Raw genomic sequence first — 12,078 nt, forward strand, 5'->3', positions numbered from 1 at the left:
ACAATGCCTGTGCGCCGTCTTGATTTCCGTCAAGGCGGCGCAACGCATTGCGCGACACAATCGTCAGCGACAGGTCGGAACGCGGCCGCAAGCGGAAAGGGACTTCAAATGACGGATATTTCCAACACCAGCAATTCGTTCCAGCGTTTCATCACCGAGGCCCCGGCCCATCAGGCTGTATGGCTTCAGGCCGTGCAGGGGTTGGGTGCGGCGTCCACGCTGGATGCCAAGACGCAATGCCTGGTCTATATCGGCATTCTCGCCGCACTGCGGCTTGAAGGCGGTGTGGCATTTCATGTGCTGGAAGCCAAAGCGCATGGCGCAAGCCGTGACGATATCATCAGCGCGGTGCTGACCGGGCTTCCTGCCGCCGGAAACGGCGTTCTCGGCGCACTTGGACCTGCTCTCGAAGCTTTCGATAAAGCTTGAGAACCACCGGCCGGAACACACCGGAACGTCCCAGACCGGCCATCCGGGTGTCGGTTTTTCCAATGCCTGGTGCCGCTGTGCAGACCGTAACGCGCTGTCCCGAAAAAATACGGAGTCGGTTCAAGGGGTTAAAATTCTTTTAACTTTTGCCTCTGGACACGGCGAATCGCATTTGATTCACTATGCATATTCGAGCGGCGGCGCTTCGAATCAGTGGGGATATCTTGAAGGCGGGACAATGACGAACGTGCGGCGGGCGACTGCGGGCGATGAGCGGCCGTATGCCAAATTTTCTGATCTTGCGGCCTGGGGCGAAAGGCTTTCCAGCGACCTGATGGGTTTGATGAACGGCTCCGACCGCCCGATGCCGCAGGTCGAGACCCTGCTGAAGCGCCTCATTCCCATTCTCATTCTTGCATTTCTCGTCGTCATCGCGGCGTCACGCATGCTGGGCATCGTTGCCGAATATAGCCGCATGGAAGAGGCAGCCCGCCACTCTACCGCACTGACAGCGCTGACGGCCAAAGCAGCCCTTATCAACAACGGTATTGTCTTTGCCTCGCAAGAGCGCACCCGCGCAGAGGCGAGCCTTGCCGCAGCGCTGCCTTCGGGCAGCCTTGCTGATGGCACCATGGTGCTTCTGTCGGGCAGCAACGGCCGGATTTTCGCCGGCGCCGGCAAGGGCGCCACGCTTTATATCGGCACCTCCCTGCCGGCTTTGCTTCCCGAAATCGCCATTGTTCAGCGTTTTCCCGGCGCGCCCGGCACCATCGAAACGAATATCGACAACCAGCCGCATTATGCGACGATGATCCCCTTCGGCGACGATGGCGGCATGGTCATCGCGGCGCGCTCGCTTGAGCCGATCCGTTCTTTCTGGCGCAGTGAAATCGCCATGAACGTGACGCTGTTTGCCGGAATCTCCTCGATCCTTCTCGTCGTGCTCTACGCCTATTACATGCAGGTCAAACGCGCCCGCGATGCCGACGACATCTTCGCCGAATCGAACCTGCGGGTGGAGACGGCGCTGTCACGTGGCCGCTGCGGCCTGTGGGACTTCGATCTTTCCACGCGGCGCATGTTCTGGTCGGGCTCGCTCTACGAAATCCTCGGCAGACCGCCGAAGGCCGCACCGCTGTCCTTTTCGGATGCGGCACGCATGATGCATTCCGAAGATGGAAACCTCTACGAGCTTGCTCGTGCTGTCGGCTGCGGTGATCTGCGCCAGATCGACCAGATCTTCCGCATGCGCCACGCGAAAGGCCACTATGTCTGGCTGCGCGCCCGTGCCCAGGTCATCCGCACCAATAACGGCCCGCGCGTCATCGGCATCGCCATGGACGTGACCGAGCAGCACCGCCTTGCGCAACGTTATGCCGAGGCAGACCAGCGCCTTGCAGACGCCATCGAATCCACCTCGGAAGCCTTCGTGCTATGGGACAAGAATGACCGTCTCGTCATGTGCAACACCCATTACCAGAAGGCTTACGGCCTGCCGGACAGCGTTCTGGTAGCGGGCACCGAAAAGAGCGCCGTGCAGGCGGCTGCGGCGCGCCCGGTCGTGGAGCGGCGCGTTGCGGACCCCGATCAGTCTGGCCTTTCGCGCATGACGGAAGTGCAGCTTGCCGATGATCGCTGGCTACAGATCAATGAACGCCGCACCCGTGACGGCGGCCTCGTCTCCGTCGGCACCGACATTACGCTTCTGAAGCGCCATCAGGAGCGCCTGCGTGACTCCGAACGCCGGCTGATGGCCACCATCGGCGATCTTTCCGCCTCGCAGCATAAGCTGGAGCGGCAGAAGACGGAGCTTTCAGACGCCAACGCCAATTATCTCGCCGAAAAAGAGCGCGCCCAGGCGGCAAACCTCGCAAAGTCCGAATTCCTCGCCAATATGAGCCATGAGCTGCGCACGCCGCTCAACGCCATTCTCGGCTTTTCCGACATCCTGCAAAACGAGATGTTCGGGCCGGTTGGCTCGCCGAAATATTCCGAATATGCCCGGGATATCCACGACAGCGGCAAGCACCTCCTAAACGTCATCAACGACATTCTGGATATGTCCAAGATTGAAGCCGGCCATATGCGGATCAACCGCGAGACAATCGATCTCGCGCCGCTGATCGAGGAAACCCTGCGGCTGACCGCCATCCAGGCGGAACAGAAGAACATCACCGTGCAGCAGAAGGTCTGCGCCGGGCTGACGATGCAGGGCGACCGCCGCGCCATGAAGCAGATCATGCTCAACCTTCTGTCCAATGCCGTGAAGTTCACCGGTAATGGCGGCCGCGTAGCGCTGCGCACCCATGTGCATCAGGCCGCCATGATCCTCACCATCGCCGATACCGGCATCGGCATTCCCGCCGAGGCGCTTGACAAGATTGGCCAGCCCTTCGAGCAGGTGCAGAGCCAATACGCCAAAAGCCAGGGCGGCTCGGGCCTCGGGCTCGCCATCTCGCGCTCGCTCGTCAGGCTGCATGGTGGCACGATGAAAATCCGCTCCTGCGAAGGCAGAGGCACGGTGGTGACGATTATCATCCCGCATGCGGCAGGGTGCTGTGGCACGGTGCATTGAGGAATATTGGGCTATGCCCGCTGCGTTGCAGTAAGTGACGGCAGAACGCGCGATACCCACTATCACCCGCCATTCTTCACCGTTGCCACAAACGCCTTCCTGACAACCTTCGCCAGCCGCTTCACCTCGCCCTCCAGCGTGGAAATATCCGGGCAATCCCCGGCCCGGCAAACCAGATCGATAAGACCGGCAGGCGCTTCCTTCGGATTGAAAGCACCGTCGATGCACAGCCGCACGATCTGCGATATCTCGGTGTAAAGCGCCGTCGCCGCCATGCAGTCGTCGAAGGATTGCTGCTCCATCACCGGGGCGGCCAGCACCTGCAATGCCTCTGCCGTGTTGCGACCCGGTTCGTGCGGCTGGAGACCCTTGGCGGGACCGACCAGCGCCAGATATTGGGCGATGAATTCGAGGTCGATCAGCCCACCATTGATGAGCTTGAAATCCCAGATGTTTTCCGGCGGCTTTTCCTGTTCAATGAGGCTTCGCATTTCCAGCACATCGGCTGAGACTTTCGCCACATCGCGCTTCTGGGACAGTACCGAGGCGATGATGCCGCGCGCATCTTCCATCAGCGAGGCTTCGCCACAGATCAGGCGAGCGCGGGAAAGCGCCATATGTTCCCAGGTCCAGGCTTCCTCGCGCTGGTATTTCTCAAAGGCGGAAATGCGCGTCGCCACCGGCCCCTTGTTGCCGGAGGGGCGAAGCCGCATGTCCACCTCGTAAAGCACGCCTTCGGCCGTGGGCGCCGATAGTGCGGCAATCAGCCTTTGGGTGACGCGAGTGAAATAACGCACCACATCGAGCGGTTTTGCGCCGGTCGATTCATGGGCGGCATCGTTGTAATCGTAGAGGAGAATGAGGTCGACATCCGAACCCGCGGTCAGCTCGAAGGAGCCGAGCTTGCCCATGCCCATCACGGCCACGCGCCCGCCCGGATATGGCCCATGTGCCGTCTCCATCTCCGAGAGAACGGCATTCAGGGCCGCTTCAATAACCAGATCGGCAAGATGGGTGAAGGCGCGGGCGGCGATCTCGCCACGGATCGCGCCTGTCAACAGCCGCACGCCGATGAGAAAGCGCTGCTCGGCGGCGAAAATACGGAGCCGGTCGAGAATATCCTCGTAGTGGCGGGCATTGGAAAGGAAATTGCCCATGCGCTGGGCAAGATATTCGCGCGTCGGCACGTCACTCATCAGCGCCGGGTCGAGCATGCCGTCAAAAACATGCGGGCGGGCGGCGATGATTTCGGCAAGGCGCGGGGCCGACGACATGATCGTCACCAGCAGCGACAGCAGCGCCTGATTGTTGCCGAGCAGCGAGAAGAGCTGGATGCCCGCCGGTAGCCCGGAGAGGAAATTATCAAAGCGCAGCAGCGCCTCATCCGCCCGCTTGCTTTCGCCAAAGGCGCGCAGCAGATCCGGCGTCAACTCCGTCAGCCGCTCGCGCGCCTCGACCGATTGCGTTGCCCGGTACCGGCCATTGTGCCAGGTGCGGATGACGCGGGAAATATCCTCCGGCCGCTGAAAACCAAGTGCTGAGAGGGTTTTCAGCGTATCTGGATCGTCCTTCTGGCCAGTGAAGACCAGATTGCCTGCCTCACCGGAGAGTTTCGTCTCCTGTTCGAACAGCGCCGAATAACGGCGCTCCACCAGCCGCAGCACCTTTTCCAGCTTCTCGGAAAACGCCTTGGTATCTTCAAAACCGAGCATGAAGGCAATGCGCTTCAGTTCGGTTTCGGTGTCGGGCAGCACATGGGTCTGCTCGTCGCGCACCATCTGAATGCGGTGTTCCACTTCGCGCAGGAACCAGTAGGCTTCAGTCAGGCTATCGCGCGTTTCGGCATCGATCCATTTCGCTTCGGTGAGCGCCGCCAGTGCCTCCTGCGTCGCGCGGACCCTGAGCGCCGGCATACGGCCGCCGGCGATCAGCTGCTGCGTCTGCGCGAAGAACTCGATCTCGCGAATGCCGCCGCGTCCGAGCTTGACGTTATGGCCCTTAACCGCAATCGCGCCATGGCCCTTATGCGCATGGATCTGCCGCTTGATGGAGTGAATATCGGCAATCGCCGCGTAATCGAGATATTTGCGGAAGATGAAAGGTGTCAGTTCGCGCAGGAAATTGTCGCCGGCCTTCAGATCGCCCGCCACCGGCCGCGCCTTGATATAGGCGGCGCGTTCCCAGTTCTGGCCCCTGCCCTCGTAATAAAGCAGCGCCGCTTCCACGGGAATGGCGAGCGGCGTCGAGCCGGGGTCTGGCCGGAGCCTCAAATCGGTGCGGAAGACGTAACCGTCTGCCGTGCGTTCCTGCATGATACGCACGAGGCGGCGCATCATGCGGCCGAAATTCTCTGTCGCAGCATAGGGATCATCGATAATGCCAGCAGAGGGTTCAAAGAACACCACTGCGTCGATGTCCGAGGAATAGTTGAGTTCACGCGCACCTACCTTGCCCATGCCAAGCACGATCAGGCCGGAACCTTCGCTTGGCGCGGCAACGTTCTTAAGTTTGAGCTTGCCGGTCTCATGGCCGACAAGCAGCAGGTGGTCGATGGCGGCCGACAGCGAAGCATCCGCCATGTCGCTCAGCCAGCGCGTGGTATCGCGGGCGGTGAAGATGCGCGCAAGATCGGCAAGCGCTGCGACGAAGGAAAGCCGACGCTTGGCGATCCTCAAGCGCGACATCACCTCGTTTTCGACGGGCACGCCGCCCTCTTGCCCCGGCTTCCAGCAATCACGCGCTTCACGGACGAGATCGGCTAGTAGTGGCTCCAGCGGTTTTGAAATCGCGAGCGTCAGCAGCCCCTCATCCGCCGCCGCCATATCGCGTAGATAGGGCGACAGCGTGAAAGCCGCAGCGATGAAGTCCTTCAGCGGGCTTTCGGCGGCAAGAAGCGCGGCCACAGCTGGCTCGCCCTTGGCGATATCCTTCAGCGTGGAGAGAACGGATTTCAGTTCCGTCTGCGTATAGGGGCGGATAACTCCCGGCAGAACCTCGCTCAGCCGCCTTTCAGCGGTTTCCCGTTTCGTCACTGTCTCTCTCCCTCTCCCAAGCGACCCATCCTTGCGCTTCGACCGTGCCTGATTCTCAGGAAGGATCGCTCCCCGCAAAATCGTCCTGCCGCCACGCATTGTCGAAGCTTCCGGGCGCATACACTCCGCGTTGTAACAAATGCGTGGCGCTTTGCGATCAGGAAAACCGCTTTTGCCGATCTTTTCCGAGGTCTGGCCTGAGGAAGCGCCATTTCAGTCGTGGCCGGCAATCTCGCGTAATGTCTCCGCAATTATGCCCACGTAGCGTCCTGCTCAACGAAACCCGACTCCCAGGTTTTGCAACGCTTGATGCTGCAACGGATATGATCATGAAACAGATTTTTACAGTGAAATGGCAAAAGAACCTGCGTGCAATGGCGTTGTGCCTGACCGCGCTGCCCCTGGCGCAAGGCATCTGCACGCCCGTCCTCGCTGCCGATCTCGGCAAATCGGACAGGTTCGCCGAACCGCAGGGCAATTTCGACAATGCCCGCTACAGCAGTTCCAGTGAGTGGAAAATCACACTTGGCGTGGGTGCTGCCTACGCTCCCAAATATGAGGGCTCGGACAAGCTGGAAGCAGGCGCGGTTCCCCTGGTTTCCGTTGAGTATGGAGATACGCTGAGCATCGATTTCAGCGGCGTCACCGTCAACCTGCTGAACAGCAACGGCTTCAGACTGGGCGTCAAGGGCGGCTGGGAAGCCGGGCGCAAGGAAAAGGACGACAAGAAAAATCTTCGCGGAATGGGTGACATCAAGGCGGGCGGCGTGGTCGGCGGTGTTATCGCTTATGGCATCGATCCCTTCGAGGTCTATGCGAAGGTGGACAAGACCATCAGCGGCAGCGAAGGGTTGACCGCAACCGTCGGCGCCAGCGTTTCGCACAAAGTCGACCAGTTCATCCTTGGCGCGGACCTCTCCGCCACCTGGGCGGACGACAAGCACATGAAATCCTATTTCGGCGTCACCTCGGCCCAATCCGCCCGTTCCGGCCTGCGCCGCTATGACGCCAAGGCAGGCTTCAAGCGCATCGACGCCAGCGCCTCCCTCACTTATCTTATGACCGAGAACTGGTCGATCACCGGCGCCGGCGGTGTTGGCTTCCTGCTGGGCGATGCCAAGGACAGCCCGCTCTCCAAGAAGGACATCCAGCCCTTCGCGATGATTGGCGTGGCTTATACGTTCTGAGCCGATGGCGATGTGGCATTGCGGGGATGCGTAACCATCTCCGCAACGCCGTCACGTGTCTGTCCCGCCGCCTGAAATTGTCGCCTGCCCTGGGCGGAGGATCGTCGCTAAGTTCAGAGAATCCTGTCCCTGTATTCCGGCGGCTCCACCCAGCATTGCGCACGTTTTCCGAACCAACGGTAGCGATTGCGGGCGACAAAACGATAGACGGGATCGCGCAGAAATGCGGGAATTATGCGCAACATGCCAAGCAGCCGCCAGGGCATGCCAAGCGCCTCATAGATCGCAAGAACACCGTCGCTGTCCTGTCGCACCCTCTCGCCATCGACGAGGAGCAGGCTGACCGGATTTTTGGGGTCCATTCCGTGCCGACGGTAGATTTCCGTGCCGACGGCTCCCTGCATGGAGGCCAGCCGGAAATATCCGGCCTTGTCATGCCGCAGTACGAATTGCGCATTCACCGAACACAGCACACATTCGGCATCGAACAGAATGATCGGTCCATGGTGGTCGCCGACCAAGGGGGCCATGTTTGCCATCAATCATAAGTCCTTTTGCCGATCGCGATGCGATCCCCTCATAAAGTGCAGCTGTAGAACCTTATAAGATATTCTTCCGATCATCTTTCAATTCAATCTCGAGAGACGATTATTTCTCGGAGGTGAACGAATTTCCGCACAAATAGCGGTGACCAGCCGGTGCTGGTGTCAGCGGCGTTGGACAGCGCGGCTTACTGGGTCGAAACGGGAAAGATCATCGAGACGGTCAGGCCCGGGCAGACGGAATTTGTAGTGTCGGTGTCCGACAGCGCGAGCGATCCGCCGTGCAATTCCATCACGGCCTCCACCAGCGACAGGCCGAGCCCCGTGCCGGGTTTGGAGCGGCTTTCGTCCAGCCGCACGAAACGTTTCAGCACCTCGCCGCGCTTGTCGGCGGGGATGCCGGGGCCGTTATCGGAGACGGACAGCACGATGGCGTCCGTTTCGCTCACCAGACGCACGATGAGTTTTTTGTCGCCCTCGCATTCGCAGGCATATTTCATGGCGTTGTCGATGAGGTTTGAAAGCGCCTGGCCGATCAGCTCACGGTTGCCCTGCACCGAAAGACCGGGTTCGATCTCGGCCTCAAGCGTAAGTCCCGCGTCCTCGGCCACCGGTTCGTAAAGTTCGGCGCTGTCGGCGGCGATTGCCGACATGTCCACATCGGTCATTTCGGCGGCGATGGAGCCGGCCTCGACGCGGGAAATCATCAACAATGCATTGAAGGTGCGGATCAACTGGTCGGATTCGGCGATGATGCCTTCGAGTGCCGCGCGCCGTTTCGTCTCGTCGTTGTCATCCAATGCGGCGGCCGCCTTGTTGCGCAGCCGCGTCAGCGGTGTCTTGAGGTCGTGGGCGATGTTGTCGGACACCTGCCGCAAGCCCTCGTTCAGCTTTTCGATACGGCCGAGCATGGCATTGAGCGAGCCGGACAGCCGATCGAACTCGTCGCCGGAGCGGCCCTGCGGCAGGCGCTGCGAAAGATCGCCGGCCATGATCTTCTTGGTCGCTGCCGACATGCGGTCGATGCGTTTCAAGGCATTGCGGCCGATGCCGAACCAGATGAGCAGCGCACCGGCGCTCATGATGGCAAGCGCCACCATCAGCGCATTGCGCACCAGCGCCCGGAATTTGGTGGGTTCGCCGAGATCGCGGCCGATCAGGATGCGCAGGCCGTTGTCCAGCATGAAGACATTGGCGGTCGCCATATGCTGCACGCTGTCGCCGCTTTCGGAATAACGTTCGTAACGGAAGGGGAAACCCGTCCAGCCCTCCTTGTCAAACACGCCGGGCTGCACGGAAGCGACGTTGCCTGCAAGGATTTCGCCATTGGGGCCGGCGATGATGTAAAGGCTCGCCCCCGGCTGGCGGGCACGGCGCTCCATCATCCGCAGCAGCGGGTTGATGCCGCCGCGATTGTAGATGCGCTGCACGTCCGACACTTCCTGCAGCACCGCGTCACGCGTCTGCTGGTTCAGCAGCCGTTCGGAAAGGGCGGTGACATAAAAGACCAGAAAGGCGGCGCAGAGCGCAAACAGCAGGATATAGAGCGCAGAAAGGCGCACCGCTGTTGACCGGAACAATATTCTGAGGCGGACCATTTTCGCCAATCAGCCCTCGTCCTTCATCATGTAACCCGCGCCGCGAATGGTCTTCAGCAGCGGCTTTTCGAAGTCCTTTTCGATCTTCGAACGAAGGCGGGACACATGCACGTCGATGACATTGGTCTGCGGGTCGAAATGGTAATCCCAGACGTTTTCCAGAAGCATGGTGCGGGTCACCACCTGGCCGGCATTCTTCATGAGATATTCCAGCAGGCGGAACTCACGCGGCTGCAACAGGATTTCCTTGCCACCGCGCCGGACATCGTGGGAAAGCCGGTCAAGTTCGAGATCGCCGACACGGTAGACCATATCCTGTTCGGGTTTGCCCTTGCGGCGGCCCAGCACTTCGATGCGTGCGAGAAGTTCGGAAAAGGCGTAGGGTTTGGGCAGATAATCATCGCCGCCGGCACGCAGGCCGGTCACGCGGTCGTCCACCTGCCCAAGCGCCGAAAGAATGAGAACCGGCGTTTCGATGCCGCGCCGGCGCAGCTCGCTGATGACGGAAAGTCCGTCGCGGCGCGGCAGCATGCGGTCGATCACCATCACGTCATAGGAATTCTCGCAGCCCATGAACAGGCCGCTTTCACCATCGCTCGCGTGGTCGGCAACGATACCGACTTCCCGGAACGCCTTGGTCATATAGGCCGCAGCCTCGAGATCGTCTTCAATAACAAGAATCTTCATGTGCGGGACAATAGCGCCCTCGCCCTTTTCCGCACAACCGGAAACAGATGCGACAGACATTTCCTGAACCTTGTTTTCCATGAGATTTCCTCCTCGGTGCTGACTGGACCGGCTTTGTGGGTCCTTGTCTTCTCCCCCGCCGGGGGGAAGGTGGCCCGAAGGGTCGGATGAGGTAGCAAGGGCGCGGTCTATCGCTGGCCTTGCCCTTGATCCCGCTGCCGCGACCTTCTCCTCCCTAGCGGAGAAGAAACAAGCGGCACGCGCGTTCCACATACTCTGTCCCGCCCTCAAGGTGAGAGACAGTCCCGAGCGACGCCGGCTCGAAGACGAACCGGCGTCGCATCTCAGATTATCAACCCTGGTCGATATCCAGTGCGATGAAGCGGCTGCCGCTGTCCGTCTGGATCTGGAACAGCGCCTTGGAGCGTCCGTCCTTCTTCGCCTGCTCGAGAACCTTCTCGATATCGGCGGCAGAAGCCACCTGCTGGTTGTTGACGGAGGTGATCTTCTCACCCGTCTTCAGGCCACGGGCAGCGGCGTCGCTGTCCGGATCGACATCAGTGATGGCAAGGCCGTTGCCGTCGTCAGCGGGCGCAACCGTCAGGCCGAGGCTCGACAGCACCTTTGCGCTGGAAGGTTTGCTGCCACTGTCGTTTTCCTGGCCCGGCGTTGCTTTGGAGGCATCGTCGCTTGCGAGATCGCCAAGCGTCACGGTGACCGACTGCGACTTGCCGCCGCGCCAGAGCGAGATTTCAACCTTGCTGTTTGGCGTCATGCTGCCGATGCGGCGCGACAGATCGCGGGCATCCTTGACCGGGTCGCCATTGACGGCAGTGATGATGTCACCCTGCTTGATGCCAGCCTTGTCGCCCGGCGAACCGGACTGCGGCGAGACGACGAGCGCGCCCTTCGCTTCGGCAAGACCAAGCGACTCGGCAATGTCCTTGCTGACGGGCTGGATCTGCACGCCGAGCCAGCCGCGTTCGACCTTGCCGTCCTTTTGCAGGTCGGCGATCACGTCCTTGGCAACGGACGACGGGATGGCGAAAGCAATACCGACATTGCCGCCGGAGGGCGAGAAGATCGCGGTGTTGATGCCAACGACTTCACCGTTGAGATTGAACGCGGGACCACCGGAGTTGCCGCGGTTCACGGCGGCGTCGATCTGCAGGTAATCGTCATAGGGGCCGGAGCCGATATCGCGGCCACGGGCAGAAACGATGCCCGAGGTTACCGTGCCGCCGAGGCCGAAGGGGTTACCGACGGCTACGACCCAGTCACCTACGCGAATCTTGCTATCGTCGGCAAACTGCACATAGGTGAACTTGCGGTTCACATCGACCTTCAGCAGCGCCAGATCGGTACGCGGATCACGGCCAACGAGCTTGGCTTCGAGTTCGGTACCGTCATTCATCACCACCGTGTAGGCGGAGCCGTCATCGACAACGTGGTTGTTGGTGACGACATAACCGTCTTCGGAGATGAAGAAGCCGGATCCTTGAGCGACGGGGCGCAGCGGACCCTTGCCGTCACGGTGACGGTTCGGACCACGGTCGGGACGGTCCTGGTTGGGGCCGCCGAATTCCTTGAAGAAGCGCTTCAGGGGATGGTCGTCCGGCAGCTGGTCGAGACCACGGCCGCCGAAATTGAAGGAAAAGTTGCTGGAATCATCGGAAGCGGGCTGCACGTTCGACTGGACGCGAACGGAGACGACGGCGGGCGAAACCGCCTCGACCACATTGGCGAAGCTCGGAACCTGCGGCGCAGTCACCTCGACCGGAGCGGCAAAGGAATGAACGATCGGTGCGGCGATGCCTGTGGAAAGCATCAGCGCGGCAAGACCGCCAACGGTCGTTGCCTTCAGAACCGTCTTCAGCGAGGAGCGTCCGTTTTGCGAGTGAGACATGGTGTACCTTCTTTCTTCATTCAGACTGGAACCCGTTTGACCGGGGGAGAAGCGGTGGATGATGAAGATATAGGAGGCGACACCTTACAGCGAAGTGTCTGACGAATGAAAAAACCGTAATG

At 60.6% G+C, this 12,078-nt stretch carries 8 protein-coding genes; 3 read left to right on the forward strand and 5 right to left on the reverse strand.

What is annotated here, in order from left to right:
• Positions 1-108: 108 nt before the first annotated feature.
• On the forward strand, positions 109-429 hold the full coding sequence (locus tag ACQZ5Y_RS01250) for a carboxymuconolactone decarboxylase family protein (protein WP_003512161.1): 321 nt from the start codon (positions 109-111) through the stop codon (positions 427-429).
• 238 nt (positions 430-667) lie between these two features.
• Positions 668-3,004: a PAS domain-containing sensor histidine kinase gene (locus ACQZ5Y_RS01255; protein WP_019564062.1), complete on the forward strand. Its 2,337-nt coding sequence runs from the start codon at positions 668-670 to the stop codon at positions 3,002-3,004.
• Positions 3,005-3,066: 62 nt separating this feature from the next.
• Here ACQZ5Y_RS01255 and ACQZ5Y_RS01260 read toward each other — a convergent pair whose 3' ends face one another.
• The gene (locus tag ACQZ5Y_RS01260) at positions 3,067-6,036 is read right to left on the reverse strand and encodes a bifunctional [glutamine synthetase] adenylyltransferase/[glutamine synthetase]-adenylyl-L-tyrosine phosphorylase (protein ID WP_174059794.1); all 2,970 of its coding nucleotides are present in this window, start codon (positions 6,034-6,036) and stop codon (positions 3,067-3,069) included.
• Between the two features lie 323 nt (positions 6,037-6,359).
• Between ACQZ5Y_RS01260 and ACQZ5Y_RS01265 the strand changes: the two genes are divergently transcribed.
• Positions 6,360-7,223: a MipA/OmpV family protein gene (locus ACQZ5Y_RS01265; RefSeq protein WP_025592866.1), complete on the forward strand. Its 864-nt coding sequence runs from the start codon at positions 6,360-6,362 to the stop codon at positions 7,221-7,223.
• A gap of 113 nt (positions 7,224-7,336) precedes the next feature.
• Here ACQZ5Y_RS01265 and ACQZ5Y_RS01270 read toward each other — a convergent pair whose 3' ends face one another.
• From ACQZ5Y_RS01270 to ACQZ5Y_RS01285, 4 genes are all read right to left on the reverse strand, one after another.
• Positions 7,337-7,762: a thiol-disulfide oxidoreductase DCC family protein gene (locus ACQZ5Y_RS01270; protein WP_174049280.1), complete on the reverse strand. Its 426-nt coding sequence runs from the start codon at positions 7,760-7,762 to the stop codon at positions 7,337-7,339.
• A gap of 191 nt (positions 7,763-7,953) precedes the next feature.
• Complete coding sequence (locus ACQZ5Y_RS01275) at positions 7,954-9,363, reverse strand: sensor histidine kinase (RefSeq protein ID WP_113472890.1); 1,410 nt, start codon at positions 9,361-9,363, stop codon at positions 7,954-7,956.
• Positions 9,364-9,372: 9 nt separating this feature from the next.
• Complete coding sequence (locus ACQZ5Y_RS01280; protein ID WP_013635754.1) at positions 9,373-10,131, reverse strand: response regulator transcription factor; 759 nt, start codon at positions 10,129-10,131, stop codon at positions 9,373-9,375.
• A 271-nt stretch (positions 10,132-10,402) separates the two neighbouring features.
• Entirely contained in the window at positions 10,403-11,956 is a 1,554-nt protein-coding gene (locus ACQZ5Y_RS01285; protein WP_003512147.1) for a Do family serine endopeptidase, read from the reverse strand.
• Positions 11,957-12,078: the final 122 nt, after the last annotated feature.

This window comes from Agrobacterium sp. A3-95 (assembly GCF_053521785.1).

Bases quoted from the DNA above. Each gene is read 5' to 3' on its own strand.
- ACQZ5Y_RS01250 (WP_003512161.1), top strand. From the start codon at position 109: ATGACGGATATTTCCAACACCAGCAATTCGTTCCAGCGTTTCATCACC.
- ACQZ5Y_RS01255 (WP_019564062.1), top strand. From the start codon at position 668: ATGACGAACGTGCGGCGGGCGACTGCGGGCGATGAGCGGCCGTATGCC.
- ACQZ5Y_RS01265 (WP_025592866.1), top strand. From the start codon at position 6,360: ATGATCATGAAACAGATTTTTACAGTGAAATGGCAAAAGAACCTGCGT.
- ACQZ5Y_RS01270 (WP_174049280.1), bottom strand. From the start codon at position 7,762: ATGGCAAACATGGCCCCCTTGGTCGGCGACCACCATGGACCGATCATT.
- ACQZ5Y_RS01275 (WP_113472890.1), bottom strand. From the start codon at position 9,363: ATGGTCCGCCTCAGAATATTGTTCCGGTCAACAGCGGTGCGCCTTTCT.
- ACQZ5Y_RS01280 (WP_013635754.1), bottom strand. From the start codon at position 10,131: ATGGAAAACAAGGTTCAGGAAATGTCTGTCGCATCTGTTTCCGGTTGT.
- ACQZ5Y_RS01285 (WP_003512147.1), bottom strand. From the start codon at position 11,956: ATGTCTCACTCGCAAAACGGACGCTCCTCGCTGAAGACGGTTCTGAAG.